Source organism: Pseudomonas sp. FP2338 (assembly GCF_030687515.1).
In the GTDB taxonomy this organism is placed as follows: domain Bacteria; phylum Pseudomonadota; class Gammaproteobacteria; order Pseudomonadales; family Pseudomonadaceae; genus Aquipseudomonas; species Aquipseudomonas salomonii.
The window spans coordinates 2,824,106-2,839,363 of record NZ_CP117436.1; the positions used below are offsets into that span (position 1 = coordinate 2,824,106).

Here is a 15,258-nt window from a genome sequence, read left to right on the forward strand (position 1 = left end):
GAGTCCGGATGTTCGCCGGACCTAACGGGAGCGGGAAAAGTACGTTCAACTCGAAGGTTCCGGCGCATTTGCTGGTTAACTACATCAATCCTGACGCGATTGAGTTAGGCATCCGCGAAACGGGGCATTCGAGTTCGCTACGTTTGGACTTGAGCAATATGCCAGGCTGGCGCTTCCATTCTTGCGCAGTCATACGCTACTTTTAAGGTTCCCCGACTCTCTTGCCAAGCTGGATAACCTGGTTGTGGACGGCGAGTGGATGACCTTTCCATCCCGGCAAATTGATTCCTATATTGCGTCGGCTTTATCTGACTTTATTCGCGTGTCTCTGATTAAAGAACGCGTGAGTTTTACCTTTGAAACCGTGATGTCGGACACTAGCAAGATTGAGTTGTTGCGGCACGCGAAAGCTGCCGGTTATCGCGTCTACGTTTATTACGTCGCTACGGCAGACGCAGATATCAACGTTGCTCGGGTTGCTTACAGAGCTTCCATTGGCGGGCATGATGTTCCTGCCGACAAAATCCGATCTCGATATAACCGCTCTTTGGAGAATCTTTTCGAGGCGATATTGCTATCCAATCGAGCTTATATTTTTGACAACTCGCAGGACGGTGAGCCTAGCTTTGCTCAGCTTGCTGAAATTACAGAAGGCGAAGATATCGATATCGTCTCTAATACCCAGCCGGCCTGGTTTCAGCAGTATGTCATCGAAAAGCTGACGTAGAGCAAAGGGTAAGGGCTTTGGCTAATCAAGCGTTTCGCGGTTTTTTGAGCAAATCCACCAACAAATAAAGCGCCCCGGCGGTGATCGCGATATCGGCAATATTGAACACCCCGGTGTGTGTGGGCCCCACGCTCAGCACCATGTAATCCACGACATGCCCGTCGCGAAACACACGGTCGATCAAGTTGGCGATACCGCCCAAGGCAATTGCGTAAAGCGGCAAGACTTTACGCAGCGGCTGGCTCCAGTTGGAAAGCGACCACCCCATGGCCCACGTCACCACGACGGCTACGCCAACGATAAAGATCAGCTGTTTGACCTGCGGCGGCAATGCGGCGCCCAGGCTGAGGAAGGCGCCTGGGTTGAGGCTCAGTTCCAGCGCAAGGTTGAGAGGGTTGGAGCCGATTTTGAAGCTGCTGGTTTGAAGCGAAACCAAGGCCAGCAGCTTGACCAACTGGTCCACGGCAACAAAGGCAAGGCCGGCGAGGAGGGCGAAGGTGCGGCTTCGCAGAAGGGGCGATGTACTCAAGCGGTAACTTCCTGTTCCGGTCTGTCGATAGAGCGCCCGAAGATAGCTCAGGCGCTCTATCGCGTCCATCTTTAGGCGGCTGGGTGGGCTACGTTCAGGGCTTTGTCCACCAGCAACTGCACACCTTCGAGCATGCGGCAGATGCCCAGCGCGACATTGCGTTGGGAGCCGTCGATTTCAAACGCCAGGTGGTTGGCGATATCGCTGATGGACGCCAAGTCCTGGGAAGCGTTGACCAGCAGGGTTTCGGTGCCCAGGTCGGCGCGCACGGTGAAGATGCCTTCACTGGGTTCGGGAATGGGTTTGCCGGGGTTGAGGTAGTGGGCGATCGCACGGTAGGCCACTTCGTGCAGGGTGCTGGTGTCGTAGTCTGACTGGCCTGGGGGATTTGGGCTGTCTTTGATCATGGTGAAGGTCCTAAGATTGAGTGGAGCTGCCAACGTTCGCGGTCAAGCGAAGAGGGTGGCAGCTGTACACGGGTTGACCGACCGGCAATCAAAGGAAATCCGGCATACCCGAAGGTATCCCGCGTACAGCCACCGCAACACGATACCTCAGGCGTGAAAAAAACACCTGAAATAGCTTTGAGCCAAGCTGTACTTTAATTAATCGGACGGTCAAATCCGGCCGCTGAATTGGCAGCGACGGCACAGAGATTAGTCAGCCCACTTCCGACCGACAACCTGAAACCCTTGTGGGAAATATCTGAACGCACGCGATCTCCTGTGGGAGCTGGCTTGCCTGCGATAGCAGTGTGTCAGCCAACCCATGCGGCACTGGAAGCCTGCTATCGCAGCATAGGTATCTACTTCTGGTGAACACAACGTCTGTGGCAAGTGGGCTGTTGTGGCGAGCAGGCTTGCCCTGCGTTGGGCTGCGCAGCAGCCCCAAAAAAACAGACTCAGCGTTCTTTCAGGAGTATCTCGGTGTCTACATTGGGGCTGCTGCGCAGCCCAACGCAGGGCAAGCCTGCTCGCCACAGAGGAATGTGGCAGCTTTAAAAAATTGTGTAGAGACCTATGGCTATCGCAGGCAAGCCAGCTCCCACACTTTGATCTTCATTGGGGTTGCGGTTGATATCCGGCCAATAAAAAATGCGCCCCTGAGGGCGCATTTTTTTGTTCGGTCAGTAATCACCTGATCAGGCAATCGCATCCCAAGCCCGATCACCGTGCTCGTCTTTAATCCGAGTCGGCAAGCCCATCACGTCCAGCGCCTTCAGGAACGGCTCAGCCGGCAGTTCCTCGACGTTGGCCATGTGCTTCACATCCCACTCGCCACGGGCTACCAGCAGCGCTGCGGCTACTGGGGGAACGCCTGCGGTGTAGGAGATGCCTTGGCTGTCGGTCTCGGCAAAGGCTTCTTCATGGCAGGCCACGTTGTAGATGAACATCTCACGTGGCTGGCCGCCTTTGGTGCCTTTGACCAGGTCACCGATGCAGGTTTTGCCGGTGTAGCCCGGGGCGAGCGAAGACGGGTCGGGCAGCACGGCCTTGACCAGTTTAAGCGGCACGACTTCCAGGCCTTCGGCGGTGGTGACCGGCTTTTCGGAGAGCAGGCCGAGGTTTTTCAATACGGTGAACACGTTGATGTAGTGTTCGCCGAAGCTCATCCAGAAACGCACGTTGGGCACGTCGAGGTTTTTCGACAGCGAGTGCACTTCATCGTGGCCGGTAAGGTAGAGGTTCTGCGAACCGACGACCGGCAGGTCGTCGGTGCGTTTGACTTCGAACATGGTGTTGCTGGTCCACTGGCTGTTCTGCCAGCTCCACACCTGCCCGGTGAACTCGCGGAAGTTGATTTCCGGGTCGAAGTTGGTGGCAAAGTATTTGCCATGGCTGCCGGCATTGACATCGAGAATGTCGATCGAATCAATGCGGTCGAAATGCTGTTGCTGCGCCAGCGCGGCATACGCGTTGACGACACCCGGGTCGAAGCCCACGCCAAGAATGGCAGTGATGTTCTTCTGTTTGCACTCTTCCAGGTGGTTCCATTCATAGTTGCCGTACCACGGCGGGGTCTCGCAGACCTTGCCCGGCTCTTCGTGAATGGCGGTGTCCAGGTACGCAACGCCCGTGTCGATGCAGGCACGCAGTACCGACATGTTGAGGAACGAGGAACCTACGTTGATGACGATCTGCGACTCTGTCTCGCGGATCAGGGCCTTGGTCGCTTCCACGTCCATGGCGTTCAGCGCAAAGGCTTTAATATCCGCAGGCACCTTGAGGCTACCCTTGGCCTTGACGCTGTCGATGATGGCCTGGCATTTGGAGATGTTGCGCGACGCGATAGCAATACGACCGAGTTCGTCGTTGTGCTGCGCGCACTTGTGGGCCACCACCTTGGCGACACCTCCTGCACCAATGATAAGAACGTTCTTTTTCAATTGCTTTATCTCTCCTTTATCCGCCAGCTTACGAAAGGCTGGACAGGTAGTCGTCGTAACCAAATTCACGAACCACCTCGACTGTACCGTCGAGTTGTTTCACTACGATGGACGGCATTTTCAGGCCGTTGAACCAGTTTTTCTTGACCATGGTGTAGCCTGCGGTGTCGATGAACGACAGCCGATCGCCGATGGCCAGCGGACGATCAAATTGATACTCGCCGAAGATGTCCCCGGCCAGGCAGGATTTGCCGCACACCATATAGGTGTGTTCACCCTCGCTCGGCGCCAGCTTGGCGTTGAGGCGGTAGATCAGCAGGTCCAGCAGGTGGGCTTCGATGGAGCTGTCCACTACAGCAAGGTTCTTGCCGTTGTAGAGGGTGTCGAGCACGGTGACTTCCAGGGAAGCGCTGTTGGTGATCGCCGCTTCGCCGGGTTCCAGGTACACCTGCACGTCGTACTTCTGCGAGAACGCCTTGAGGCGCTGGCAGAAGGCGTCGATGGCATAGCCTTCACCGGTAAAGTGGATGCCGCCGCCGAGGCTCACCCAGTTGACCTTGTGCAGCAGCGCACCGAAGCGTTCTTCGATGGTGTTCAGCATCTGGTCGAACAGGTTGAAGTCACCGTTCTCGCAGTTGTTGTGGAACATGAAGCCCGAGATCTGCTCGATCACGCCTTCGATCTTCACCGGGTCCCATTCGCCCAGGCGGCTGAATGGGCGCGCCGGGTCGGCGAGCAAATAGTCGGAGCTGCTTACCTGCGGGTTGACGCGCAGGCCGCGGGTCTTGCCTTCGCTGCGTTCGGCAAAACGTTGCAATTGGCTGATGGAGTTGAAGATGATCTTGTCGCAGTTCTCCAGCATCTCTTCGATTTCGTCGTCAGCCCACGCCACGCTGTAGGCGTGCGCTTCACCTTCGAACTTCTGGCGACCGAGCTTCAATTCATACAGCGACGACGAGGTGGTGCCGTCCATGTATTCCTGCATCAGGTCAAACACCGACCAGGTGGCAAAGCACTTGAGCGCCAGCAGCGCCTTGGCGCCGGACTGCTCGCGCACGTAAGCAATCTTCTGCATGTTGACCAGAAGCTTCTGTTTATCGATGAGGTAGTACGGCGTTTTGATCATTTTTGAGAGCCTGCGGCGGTGCCTGCCAAAAAAGGACACGCATTGTGCCCGCACTTGGATCAGATCGAAAGGTTAGCGGGCGGATTTTGCGCGCCAGGTTTCCAAGGGTAGCGTCTGAGTATGACTGTTTATGGCTACAACGCCGGTCTTCGGTAGCTGCAGGTGAGCCAAATCACTTCACGGACTTGGCGTGAGTGGCGGTGTCATCAGTCACCGAGTGAAACCCGCACTGTAGATAAAACGCTGCGCCCTGCGCTGTGTCTGTCGTCAGGCGCACCGTTTGAAAGTGCATGGCGGCGAATGCCAGCAACTGTTGTACCAGCGCTTTTCCAATATGTTGCCCACGCATCGATGGAGCGACGTAGACGCGGCGTATTCGGCCGTTGTCGGGAGTGGAATACGGATCGCGTGAAACGCCCCCGATTGCGACCAACTGGTCGTGGCGGAACACACCCAAAAGGCATTCGCCGGGTTGATCAAACCGAGTGGTGCGGTTTTCCCATTCGGTGATAAGCCGCGTGAGGAACCTGAACCCCTCGGCCACGGCCTGCACTTGCAGCGTGTGGATCTGCTCGGGCAGATCTTCCAGTCGTTTTATCGAAAAGTCTTGGCTGAGAACCATCACGCCACCCGATTGCGACCCGCGTCCTTGGCTTGATACAACTGCATATCCGCACGCTTGAGCAATGCCGAGGAATCCCGGTCGGCTGACTCTGCGATGCTCACGCCAATACTCACCGTCACATGCCCCACCGTCGCAAATGTCGCCGCCGCCACCGCCGCGCGGATTTTCTCGGCGACCACCTCAGGGCTGTCCGGCTCTTCGACTTCCGGCAGCAACACCGCGAATTCTTCACCGCCATACCGTGCGACAAAGTCGGTGGCGCGGGTGTTGCTTTCGATCAGGGCTGCCAGTTGGCACAGTACCTCGTCACCGACCGCGTGGCCGTAGGTATCGTTGACGCGCTTGAAGTAGTCGGCGTCGATCAGCAGCAGGGCGAAGGTGCGGCCCGTGCGTTGGAACAGCAGGCTGTTCTCGGCGAGTTTTTCGTCGAAGCGGCGGCGGTTGTAGACGCCGGTCAGCGCGTCGTGGGTCGCCAGGTTGAGCAGGTCGGCGTTGGCCTGGGTGAGGTCGGCCGTGCGTTGGGCGACGGTGGCTTCCAGAGAGGCGTTGGCTTCTTGCAATTGGCGCTCTTTGGCCAGCAGCGATTGGGTCATGCTGGTAAGGGAGCGGCCCAGTTGCGCAATCTCCAGCACTGAGTGTTCCTGGGGAAACGCGGCACCAGGTTGCTGCTCCTGAACGAGCCTGGCGGATTTGGCCAGGCGTTCGATCGGGCGGCTGAGGGAGGAGGCGAGGTAGTAGGCCGCCAATACGAACGCGACCGCTGCCAGTACGCCGAGCATCAGCAATTTATACAGCAGTGTGCGCGCCGGTTGCAGGGCCACGTCCAGCGGCTGACGGACCATGATGTACCAGGTCATGTTCGCATTGGACGGGCTCGGCACGGCGACGGAGGCAGTGACGTAGCCGTTGCCGGCCCACCAGCCGGAATGGGTGATCAGTTTGCCTTGCGGCATTTGCTCGCCGGAAAGGCTTTCGGGGTAGAGCACCTTGCCGTCGAAGTCGACGATCAGGGCCTCGATATCGGGGATAGCGTCTTTTTGCATCACCGCCGAGTCGACGATCTGCGTGACCCAACGCCAATGCGCATGCGCACCCAGCACACCGATGGTCTCTCCCTGGGCATTGCGGATAGGTGCGGCAAAGTCGATAAAACGCAATGGCTCGCCGCTGGCCGAACTGGGCAACAGCTTGGCCAGCAACACCGCTTCGTGAGGGTCACCGGTGTATTCGCCGCGAAGACCAGCCTGAAACCAGGGCCGCTGGCTTACCGACTGGTTGACCAGCAACCCATTGACCGCCTGACGAACATGCCCCTCGGCGTCGGCGATACCCATCCAGGCATATTCGGCGCGTGACTGGGTGCGCAGTTCCATCAGGGTGAGGATGTCCGGCGCATCCAGGTTGCCCTTGCGCATGATCGGCGCCTTGCTCAGCAAAGACACTTCCAGCTGGCGTTCACGCAGTTGCACAGCGAGCAAGGCCGCAGTGGAGCGCGCCGTGCTCAGCAGGGCATTGCCGCTGGCCTGCTTCATCTGTTCAGTGGCGATACGGCCCACGTAGACCCCGACGCTCAACAACGTCAGCAGTGATAAACCGGCAAACCACAGGGTCAGGTGACTACGCAGACTGGCTTTGATCATGGGGCTTTGTCTAAGGCGGCAAGTCTTTACATGGTAGGCGTAATTTCAGACCGATTGCCAGGTTTTGATTCAGGTATTGGTCTTCAATTTGGTCCATAAACGCGTCGCCAGGCGTGCTATTGCAGGTGGCAAGTCTTCAACGATAAACAATTTGTCCACCACACTTTTTGGCGGGTAAATCGCCATGTCCTGTCTCACTGCCGGGTCAAGAAACTCATCCGCAGCATTGTTGGGGTTGGCGTAGTGGATGCTGTTGCTGATGTTGGCGATCACCTTGGGGTCGAGCAAATAATTCATATACGAGTAAGCATTTTTTTCATGGGGCGCAGCCTTTGGCATCACCACCATGTCCAGCCACAGTGTCGAGCCTTCTTCGGGGATCGAGTAGGCGATCTCTATGCCGTTTTTGGCCTCCTTCGCGCTCGCAGCCGCTTGCACTACGTCGCCGTTGAAACCGATCACCGCGCAGATATTGCCGTTGGCCAGGTCGCTGATGTACTTGGACGCATGGAAGTACTGGATATAGGGCCGGATCTTCAACAAGGCCTGCTCGGCCTGTTTATAGTCGGCGGGCTCATGGCTGTGATGGGGCAGACCGAGGTAGTTAAGGGTGATGGGCAGGATCTGTGTGGGGTTGTCGATGATCGCCACGCCACAGGTGCTGAGTTTTTTGAGGGTTTCTTCATCAAAGAACATCTTCCATGAGCGGGTGACGTCAGTGTTGCCGAAAATCGCCTTGATCTTCTCGACGTTGTAGCCGATGCCTGCCGTGCCCCACATGTACGGGAAGCCGTACTGGTTACCCGGATCGTTGACCTCGAGTTTTTTCATCAGCAATGGGTCGAGGTTTTTCCAGTTCGGCAGCTGGCTGCGGTCCAGCTTCTGGATGGCGCCAGCCTTGATCAGTCGCGACAAAAAGTGGTTGGAAGGGCTGACTACGTCATAGCCGGTATTGCCGGTCATCAGCTTTGATTCGAGCACTTCGTTGCTGTCGTGAATATCGTAGGTAGCCTTGATGCCGGTGGCTTGTGTGAAGCGGGTGAGGGTGTCGTCGGCGATGTAGCCGTTCCAGTTGGAGATATTCACTTCTTCGGCGGCGTAGCCGACCACTGAAAACGCGCTGAGTAAAACCGCCATGGGCAATTGGTTGATGTGCATTGCATTCACCTTTTCTTGTTTTAGATTTCTGAACGGGCACGCACAGCTTCGACGCGCATGCGCAGCAGGGCACCGAGGTCGAACAGCGGGCGCGGTGGCAACCAGCCGGGTTGCGCGCGCTGGATGACCGATTGCAGCAAAGGCGAGCTTTCACCTGAAGCCCATTCGGCTATTAATCGCCCCCACAACGTGCCGCGTGCTACACCGGAACCATTGCAGCCGGCGATGGCGTACAGGTTGTTTTCGACTTTGGCGAAGTAGGGCTGCCCAGAGCGTGAGGCGCTGAGGTGGCCGGTCCAGGTGTAGTGGATATCCTGCTCAGTGAGCCATGGGAAGCGCCGTTGCAAACCCAGCAAATGGTGATGGCGCCGTTGCAGCAAATCGCCGTTGGACAAGTCACGGGTGCGGTATTCGGCGGTGTTGCGGATCATCAAGCGCCGGTCCGGAGTCAGGCGCACGGTGGCGCCCAACGGCCGCGTCGACAGCACGCCCCAGGGCTCGGCTGCACATTCTTTTGGTGTGAGCGGGCGGGTGAGGCTGGCACTGAGTTCCATGGGAAAGGTGGCGCTGCGGTCCAGGCCGACACGCGGGATAAAGGCGTTCAGGCACACCAGCACCTGCCGCGCCTTGACGCTCCCATGAGTGCTGGTGGCGCGAATGGCACCGTTTGCCATGCGCTCCAACCCGGTGATATCGGTGTTTTCAAACAGGCTGACGCTGGTCGGTAAAGCGTCCAGTAACCCCTTAACATACTTGGCCGGTTGCAGCAGAGCGTTGCCATCGCCGCACCAGATCCCTGCCTGATAATGCGCGGTACCGAGCGTGTGGCGCAGTGCGTCGCCTTGCAACAGTTGCGCGGATGCGCCGAGGGCATGCAGGGTGGCGAGCTTGGCATCGACGTGGGTGAGCTTGTCGCTGTCATGCACAGCAAAGAAATAGCCGTTGTCGCGAAAGTCGCAGTCGATGCCATGGTGCTTGATGCGTTTTCGCACTTCGTCACTGGCCGCGCGGGAGATGACAGTGTCCACCTCGAATCCTGCGAACCCGGGGCGGCCCATCAATTCGCTTTCGGCCGGATGTTCATGGGCCACCACAAACCCCGAGTTCCGCGCGGAAGCACCTTGGGCCGCACACTGGCGATCGACGATCACGATGCGCGCTTGCGGGTGCATGGCTGCCAGGCTGTGAGCTGCGCAGAGGCCGGTGATACCCGCGCCGATCACCAGCCAGTCGGCTTGTTGCGTGCCCTGCAAGCTGCTGCGGATGGGAAGAGCGACGGTTTGGGCGATCCAGCCACAGATATTGTCCACGGAAAACCTCGGATGCATGCGTTGATAGCATGAATGAGTTAAGTCGATGGCTGGAATTTATAGGGGCTTGGGTGATACAACCAACGTTATAAAATCATCCAGCTATTCGGAAAACGCATGGATAAGATTCGTCACGTACCTTCGTTGCAGGGCCTGCAAGCGTTGGTAGAAGTCAGCGACAGCGCCAGCTTTACCCAAGCCGCGCAAACCCTGTGCCTGACTCAAAGCGCAGTCAGTCGCCAGATTCAGCAATTGGAAGGCCATTTCGGCGTACCGCTGTTGACCCGCACCAGTCGTAGCCTGTGCCTGACCGCCGAGGGCGAGCAAGTGTTGGCCAGCGCCCGCAGCATACTCGGGCAACTGAAGGTGCTGGAGGAGCGGATTTCACCGCAAAAACGCGCCTTTCGCATTCGCTTGCATGTGTCGCTGGCCGTGCGTTGGTTACTGCCCAAACTCAGTGATTTCTACCGACTGCACCCGGATATTGCCCTGGCGATCGAGACCGTCGCCACCGAAGTGGTTGAGCCAGCGGGCGACAGCGATGCGTACATTCAATACCTGCCCAAACCGCCGAATGATCCGGCATGCCTGACGCTGTTCCAGGAAAAACTGGTGCCGGTGTGCACACCCGGCCTGAGGCCGCTGGCCACGCTGGATGACCTGCGTAGCGTGGCGCTGCTGCACCGTTCGGTGGACAAACAAGACTGGCGTGTATGGCTGGCCGCCCACGGCGCTGGTGTGCTGGAGGATTACCGGCACATCCCGTTCAACCTTGACGAGCTGGCGCTGGATGCCGCTGCGCGGGGGCTTGGTGTGGCGATGACTGACCTGACGCTGGCTGCCGAATCGATCGAGCGCGGGATGTTGGTGGTGCCGTTGGGTGAGCCGCTGGAAACGGGCGGGGTGTACGCGCTGTGCCTGCAACCGATGGCTGCATCCCATCCGGCTTGTGCAGTGATCATGGAGTGGTTTGGGCGACAGGTGCGCTGAACCACAAACGTTCAAGAATGCGCACTAACCCCCTCAGTAGACTCGCCTGACTTCTTCTACTGCAGGTTCCCCATGGACATTTTTCTCTACGCGTTCAGCGTCATGTACAGCCCCGGCCCCGTCAACCTGATGGGCCTGAACGCCGGCCTCACGGGCAAGTTCCGTCGCTCCACCGGCTTCTACATCGGCGTGGGGTGCGCGATGCTGTTGATGTTCGTGGTGTTCGGCTACACCGGCGAAGCGATCATCTCCCAGGCGGCGTTGCCGTATATTTCTTTGATTGGCGGCGTGTACACGCTGTACCTCGCGTACCAGGTGTTCACCGCGCGTACCGAGGTGGATGATTCTTCAGGTTCGCCGGCCAAGACCCTGACCTTCTGGAATGGCCTGGTGATTCAGCTGCTCAACCCCAAGGGCATCGTCGCGGTGTTGCCGATCACCAGCGTGATGTTGCCGGCGGCGCATATTACCGGCGCCTCGATCTTTGGCGTGTCGGCCTTGCTGGGGCTGGGCGCGGTCGGCGCGCCGTGGGTGTACGCCTTGCTGGGCGCGCTGCTGGGGCGGCGGATCAACGGGGCGGCGGCGTTTATCTGGTTCAACCGCTGCATGGGGCTGGCGCTGGCCGGGTGTGCGTATTTCATGTTTCATGCGTTCTACCTGCACGTCTTTACACCTTAAGCCGTGGGGCAGCCTCGGTGGCGCGCAGTGTCAGGCTCCGACGTCAAGGGCGATCCATACCCCATAAGTGCGACCGCGCACGAGCTTGAGCGGCTCTTGTGGGAAACTTGATGGATATCGCCGACGTCGATGATGAAATCTACCGGGCTTTTTTTGCGTTAAAGAGTGGGAGAGAACAATGACGAGCATGAACGAACAATCCGCCGAGGCAGTGATCGCGTTCTGGAGGCAGGCCGGGCCCAAGCGCTGGTTCACCAAGGATGAGGCGTTTGACGCGGCCTTTCGCGAGACCTTTCACGCCACGCATATGCAAGCCGCCCGGCGTGAGTTGGAGGGTTGGCTGGATTCGGCGCCGGGCGCTTTGGCCTTGTTGATTCTGTTGGATCAATACCCACGCAATGCCTTTCGCGGTACAGCACATATGTTTGCTACCGACCCGCTGGCGCGTTTATACGCCTACCGGATGGTGGACGCCGGGTTGGATCAACAGATCGAGCCGGAACTGCGCGCGTTCTGTTATCTGCCGTTTGAACATTCCGAAGACCCGGCGGACCAGCAGCATTCGCTGGCGTTGAACCAGCATTTGGACGCCAGCACCTACCATTGGGCCAAGGAGCACGCCGATATCATTGAGCGGTTTGGGCGGTTTCCCCATCGCAATGCGGTATTGGCCAGGGCAACCACCGAACTCGAGCACGAGTTTCTCAAGGCCGGCGGCTTCGCCGGCTAGGCCAGAGACGACTCGGTCCAGCTCCCACCTTCAATCGAAACCGTTTGGACGTGCGTGGTCCTAGGCCTCGGCGGGCGCCAGGGTTTCCTTGGTAGCCACTGGACGAAAGCGCCGCAGCCCCTTGAGGTCGACCGCCCAGCGCAGTGCTTCGGTGGCCGAGGGGCGCGGGCCATGGGTAATCGCGTTTTCATCCTGGGTGAGCGTGCCGAGGTAGCCCTGTGCACCGCCGCGCTCGCTCCAGTAGCGGGTGTGGCTGAGCCAGGAGCGAGCGAGCCAGCCTTTCCAGGTGCCCACGGTGACGGGTAAATCCAGCACGCCTGCACCCATCACCGGCTTGACCGGGCCGCCGACGATATCGCCAAACAAGCCGTAGGGCGCGGGGAAGTACAGGTTGGTCCAGCGCGTCACGGCAAACGCCGCGGCGTGGTGCAGGTACTGTGGAGTGAACGGTTTTTGCCCGAGCATCACCGGCTGGCGGGCGTTGTAGCCGTAGCCCTTGGTGTCTTCGGTAGGTGGGCAGGCCGGCGCTTCGCGGCGCTCGATGCGTTTTTTAAAGTCACTCACGCTGCGGCCCAGCAACAGGCTGGCGTGGGCCATGGGGCTACCCACCGTGACCAAATCCGTAATGCGCCAGGGGTTGCCCAGGCCGCGCTGTTCGATAAACGCTTGGGCCTGTTGGTCACGAAATCTCAGGACACTGCCCAGGCTACCGTCGAGGGCGGCGCCGGCGTTGGGCAGCGTTTCGTTGATCACCGGTTGCAGCGGTTGGTGCTCGGCATAACGGTTGGCCAACTCGCGGTTGCTGGGAATCACCTTGGTCAGTTGATCGTGATGTTCATGCCACAGGTAGCCGACGATGTCGTAGGCAATCACACTGCCCAAACTGTGGCCGACGACGATGATGCGGTCGTAGTCGCCCTTGTTGTGCAGGGCGCGCAGTAACGCGACGCCATCGGCGCGGATCTGTTCGCGCACCACCACGTTCTGCGGGTTGGGGCTCAGGTAGCGGGCCGCATCGCCCAGGTAGGACAGCGCGGAATAACGCAGGCCCAGGCCGATGGCCCCGAGCAGCAGTGGCACCAGCGCGAAGGGGTTGTCGCTGTGGTCGAACCGGCCCCAGGCCGTGGCGAGGGTGCCGCTGGCAATCAGCAGCAGGAGCACCAGCACCGTCCAGCGCGTGGTGCGCCAGATCGGCACGATGGCCTCGGGAATGTCACGGCGTGGGCGCTTGAAAATATCCCACAACCAGCCCAGCAGGTGGCCAACCTTGGTGCCCTGCATCTTGTGGGCCCAGTAATACTCGTAGAAATCCGTGCTGGTGCGACCCGACGACTTCAATACACGCAGGTCAAAGTTGCGCGATAGCCGGTCCGGCTTGCTCCAGTAAAACGGCGTGCCATCGGGCGTGTCCGCCGGGATCATCGCTTCGACGAAGCCGCGCAAGGTGTCCATCGGGCGCTGTTCGCCGATGCCATGGATAACGACAACTGCTTGTTTCATAAGCTTATCTTCCTTGAAAGCTATGGGTGAGTGGTGCGAAGGCCGGCACGGCTTCGCCAGGTGGCAAAGAGCTATGATCTTGCCATTAATGCTGCTATTCCCGCCAGGAATGCCTCCATAAAAACTGCGCATTGTCTTTCTGGGCGCCGATCTCGTAGCGTGGGCCTTCACCCGAGGAGAACCTCTATGCCCGCACCGTCGTTGCGCCTTTATGTCGATGCTCAATTCACCAGCCCCTACGCCCTGTCGGTGTTCGTCACCCTGCTGGAAAAGGGCCTGGCCTTCGAAACCGTCACCCTTGACCTGGACACGGCGCAAAACCACGCGGCGGAATTTGCCCAACTGTCCCTGACCCAGCGCGTGCCCACGTTGGTGCAAGGCGACTTTGCATTGTCGGAGTCCTCGGCGATCAGCGAATACCTGGATGAGGCTTACCCCGAGACCACGGTGTACCCGACGGACGCAAAACAGCGGGCGAGGGCGCGTCAGGTCCAGGCGTGGCTGCGCAGCGACTTGCAGGCGATTCGTCAGGAACGCTCGACGCTGGTGGTGTTTTACGAACAGAAGAGGCCGCCGCTGTCGCCTGCAGGTGAGGCGGCCGCGCGCAAGTTGATCAGCGCGGCACAGGCGTTATTGGCAGGCAACGCGCAATACCTGTTCGGCGCGTGGTCGATTGCTGATGTTGACCTGGCCGTGATGCTCAACCGCCTGATCCTCAACGGTGACAACGTGCCGTCCGAGCTGGTGGCCTATGCACAACGCCAATGGCAGCGGCCCTCGGTGCAGGCCTGGGTCAACCTGCAACGCCCGGCGCTCTAGGGGTTACAGCCATTCCTGGGCCACACGCCGGTCCAGGTCTTCCCAATCGGCCATGCCCAGCACCCGTGTGGTGTTCAAACCGCGCAGGTAGCCGCGCAGTTGCTGGACAGTGGCGTAACGCAGGTCGGCTTCTGCGGTTTCGTCCTGCAGCACGTCTTCATAATCGACCAGGTAATCGGCGACCCGCTCGCGAAACTCCGGCAATACGGCTTCGCGGATGCGGTCGAAGGTTTTCTGGTGGGGCTTCATGGCGTGGTCCTTATAGGTTTTATGAGAAGAGGCTGCCTGACACTATCGGTTCAAATGATAGTCACCATCAAGGATCACAGGTTCTGTTTTTGCGCCAAAAGCGGACAATCGCCCCATCGACACGCTGCTCAAGGAAATGCGCGATGAGGACGATTATTCAGCTGGGCCTGATGATACTGATGCTCGGCACCACGGTGCTGGCCAACCCGGCGATTGCCGATGATCTGCGTACCGGCCATTTGCTGCCCCTCGTCGGTAGCGTAGACTCCCTGCGGCACGCGCAATCGGTGGGAGTGCTGTACAGCGAAAACACCCGCGACAACCTCAGCTACCTTGAACGCTACCACGCCATGGCCATGAACGGCGCCAAGGACGCCCTCGACGGGCGCATCCGTGAGGCATTCGTCAACAGCTCCGACCCGGAACTGGCGATCGATTGGTTAATGAGTTCGTTGCAGGGCACTTTTCTTGCCGTAACGGTCTATAGCAGCCTGGATGAACTGGTGCAGGCGCACCCGGATGTGGTGGTGGTGCTCGATACCCACAACCAACTGTTGACCCAGCGTAACGATCAGGTTGAGGCGCGCTTTGTTGCACGCTTCTATGACGCGAACCTGCAATACATCGCCAAGGCCGAAGGCTCGGTGCACAAGCAAGTGCCGGCGGTGTGGGTGCATGACAAGGCGGCGCCGGAAATTGCCGCACAGATTGAACAGCAGCGTGATGTACAGCTTGATGCGTTGAAGCAGTTCGATGTGTCGCTCAAGGCGTTGGTACGCGCCAGTTGATAT

16 protein-coding genes are annotated in these 15,258 nt (G+C 59.0%); 6 read left to right on the forward strand and 10 right to left on the reverse strand.

All coding sequences use genetic code 11. From position 1 onward, the window contains the following. Positions 1–181 precede the first annotated feature (181 nt). Entirely contained in the window at positions 182–727 is a 546-nt protein-coding gene (locus PSH96_RS12820) for a zeta toxin family protein (RefSeq protein ID WP_305459559.1), read from the forward strand. Between the two features lie 25 nt (positions 728–752). Here the strand turns inward: PSH96_RS12820 and PSH96_RS12825 are convergent, their stop codons facing one another. The 8 genes from PSH96_RS12825 to PSH96_RS12860 form a co-directional block, all read right to left on the reverse strand. Continuing rightward, entirely contained in the window at positions 753–1,256 is a 504-nt protein-coding gene (locus PSH96_RS12825; protein ID WP_305459560.1) for a signal peptidase II, read from the reverse strand. 71 nt (positions 1,257–1,327) lie between these two features. Then, positions 1,328–1,663: a DUF6124 family protein gene (locus tag PSH96_RS12830; RefSeq protein WP_305459561.1), complete on the reverse strand. Its 336-nt coding sequence runs from the start codon at positions 1,661–1,663 to the stop codon at positions 1,328–1,330. Positions 1,664–2,397: 734 nt separating this feature from the next. After that, positions 2,398–3,642, reverse strand: a complete 1,245-nt coding sequence (locus PSH96_RS12835) for a saccharopine dehydrogenase family protein (RefSeq protein ID WP_056859823.1) — start codon at positions 3,640–3,642, stop codon at positions 2,398–2,400. A gap of 28 nt (positions 3,643–3,670) precedes the next feature. Further along, on the reverse strand, positions 3,671–4,768 hold the full coding sequence (locus PSH96_RS12840) for a carboxynorspermidine decarboxylase (RefSeq protein WP_065912037.1): 1,098 nt from the start codon (positions 4,766–4,768) through the stop codon (positions 3,671–3,673). Between the two features lie 172 nt (positions 4,769–4,940). Beyond that, positions 4,941–5,390 carry a GNAT family N-acetyltransferase gene (locus PSH96_RS12845; protein ID WP_305459562.1) on the reverse strand — a complete coding sequence of 150 codons (450 nt, stop codon included), beginning with the start codon at positions 5,388–5,390 and terminating at the stop codon, positions 4,941–4,943. Continuing rightward, positions 5,390–7,033, reverse strand: coding sequence for a sensor domain-containing diguanylate cyclase (locus PSH96_RS12850; RefSeq protein WP_305459563.1), 1,644 nt, complete (start codon positions 7,031–7,033; stop codon positions 5,390–5,392). Before PSH96_RS12850 ends, PSH96_RS12845 begins: the two co-directional genes overlap by 1 nt. A gap of 69 nt (positions 7,034–7,102) precedes the next feature. Further along, positions 7,103–8,191: a polyamine ABC transporter substrate-binding protein gene (locus PSH96_RS12855; RefSeq protein ID WP_305459564.1), complete on the reverse strand. Its 1,089-nt coding sequence runs from the start codon at positions 8,189–8,191 to the stop codon at positions 7,103–7,105. A 20-nt stretch (positions 8,192–8,211) separates the two neighbouring features. Further along, positions 8,212–9,501 (reverse strand): FAD-binding oxidoreductase, encoded by a 1,290-nt coding sequence (locus tag PSH96_RS12860; protein WP_305459565.1) that lies wholly within the window; start codon positions 9,499–9,501, stop codon positions 8,212–8,214. Between the two features lie 117 nt (positions 9,502–9,618). Here PSH96_RS12860 and PSH96_RS12865 point away from each other — a divergent pair, with 117 nt between their 5' ends. The 3 genes from PSH96_RS12865 to PSH96_RS12875 all read left to right on the forward strand — a co-directional run bounded on the left by PSH96_RS12865 (position 9,619) and on the right by PSH96_RS12875 (position 11,899). After that, entirely contained in the window at positions 9,619–10,491 is an 873-nt protein-coding gene (locus PSH96_RS12865; RefSeq protein ID WP_305459566.1) for a LysR substrate-binding domain-containing protein, read from the forward strand. A 72-nt stretch (positions 10,492–10,563) separates the two neighbouring features. After that, positions 10,564–11,169 carry a LysE family translocator gene (locus PSH96_RS12870; protein ID WP_305459567.1) on the forward strand — a complete coding sequence of 202 codons (606 nt, stop codon included), beginning with the start codon at positions 10,564–10,566 and terminating at the stop codon, positions 11,167–11,169. 187 nt (positions 11,170–11,356) lie between these two features. After that, a complete protein-coding gene (locus PSH96_RS12875; protein WP_305459568.1) occupies positions 11,357–11,899 on the forward strand; it encodes a DUF924 family protein in 543 nt (180 codons plus the stop codon). A gap of 60 nt (positions 11,900–11,959) precedes the next feature. On the opposite strand, the gene PSH96_RS12880 is transcribed toward PSH96_RS12875, so the two are convergent. Further along, positions 11,960–13,399: a hypothetical protein gene (locus PSH96_RS12880; RefSeq protein ID WP_305459569.1), complete on the reverse strand. Its 1,440-nt coding sequence runs from the start codon at positions 13,397–13,399 to the stop codon at positions 11,960–11,962. Positions 13,400–13,585: 186 nt separating this feature from the next. Between PSH96_RS12880 and yfcF the strand changes: the two genes are divergently transcribed. Next, positions 13,586–14,218: a glutathione transferase gene (gene yfcF, locus PSH96_RS12885; protein ID WP_305459570.1), complete on the forward strand. Its 633-nt coding sequence runs from the start codon at positions 13,586–13,588 to the stop codon at positions 14,216–14,218. A gap of 3 nt (positions 14,219–14,221) precedes the next feature. Here yfcF and PSH96_RS12890 read toward each other — a convergent pair whose 3' ends face one another. Next, entirely contained in the window at positions 14,222–14,467 is a 246-nt protein-coding gene (locus tag PSH96_RS12890) for a hypothetical protein (RefSeq protein WP_305459571.1), read from the reverse strand. A gap of 143 nt (positions 14,468–14,610) precedes the next feature. On the opposite strand from PSH96_RS12890, the gene PSH96_RS12895 reads away from it, so the two are divergent. Continuing rightward, positions 14,611–15,255 carry an ATPase gene (locus tag PSH96_RS12895; protein WP_305459572.1) on the forward strand — a complete coding sequence of 215 codons (645 nt, stop codon included), beginning with the start codon at positions 14,611–14,613 and terminating at the stop codon, positions 15,253–15,255. Positions 15,256–15,258 lie beyond the last annotated feature (3 nt).

What these genes read in the sequence shown, in the direction of transcription:
- PSH96_RS12830 (WP_305459561.1), bottom strand. Translation starts at nt 1,663, where the DNA reads ATGATCAAAGACAGCCCAAATCCCCCAGGCCAGTCAGACTACGACACC.
- PSH96_RS12840 (WP_065912037.1), bottom strand. Translation starts at nt 4,768, where the DNA reads ATGATCAAAACGCCGTACTACCTCATCGATAAACAGAAGCTTCTGGTC.
- PSH96_RS12845 (WP_305459562.1), bottom strand. Translation starts at nt 5,390, where the DNA reads ATGGTTCTCAGCCAAGACTTTTCGATAAAACGACTGGAAGATCTGCCC.
- PSH96_RS12850 (WP_305459563.1), bottom strand. Translation starts at nt 7,033, where the DNA reads ATGATCAAAGCCAGTCTGCGTAGTCACCTGACCCTGTGGTTTGCCGGT.
- PSH96_RS12855 (WP_305459564.1), bottom strand. Translation starts at nt 8,191, where the DNA reads ATGCACATCAACCAATTGCCCATGGCGGTTTTACTCAGCGCGTTTTCA.
- PSH96_RS12865 (WP_305459566.1), top strand. Translation starts at nt 9,619, where the DNA reads ATGGATAAGATTCGTCACGTACCTTCGTTGCAGGGCCTGCAAGCGTTG.
- PSH96_RS12870 (WP_305459567.1), top strand. Translation starts at nt 10,564, where the DNA reads ATGGACATTTTTCTCTACGCGTTCAGCGTCATGTACAGCCCCGGCCCC.
- PSH96_RS12875 (WP_305459568.1), top strand. Translation starts at nt 11,357, where the DNA reads ATGAACGAACAATCCGCCGAGGCAGTGATCGCGTTCTGGAGGCAGGCC.
- PSH96_RS12880 (WP_305459569.1), bottom strand. Translation starts at nt 13,399, where the DNA reads ATGAAACAAGCAGTTGTCGTTATCCATGGCATCGGCGAACAGCGCCCG.
- yfcF (WP_305459570.1), top strand. Translation starts at nt 13,586, where the DNA reads ATGCCCGCACCGTCGTTGCGCCTTTATGTCGATGCTCAATTCACCAGC.
- PSH96_RS12890 (WP_305459571.1), bottom strand. Translation starts at nt 14,467, where the DNA reads ATGAAGCCCCACCAGAAAACCTTCGACCGCATCCGCGAAGCCGTATTG.
- PSH96_RS12895 (WP_305459572.1), top strand. Translation starts at nt 14,611, where the DNA reads ATGAGGACGATTATTCAGCTGGGCCTGATGATACTGATGCTCGGCACC.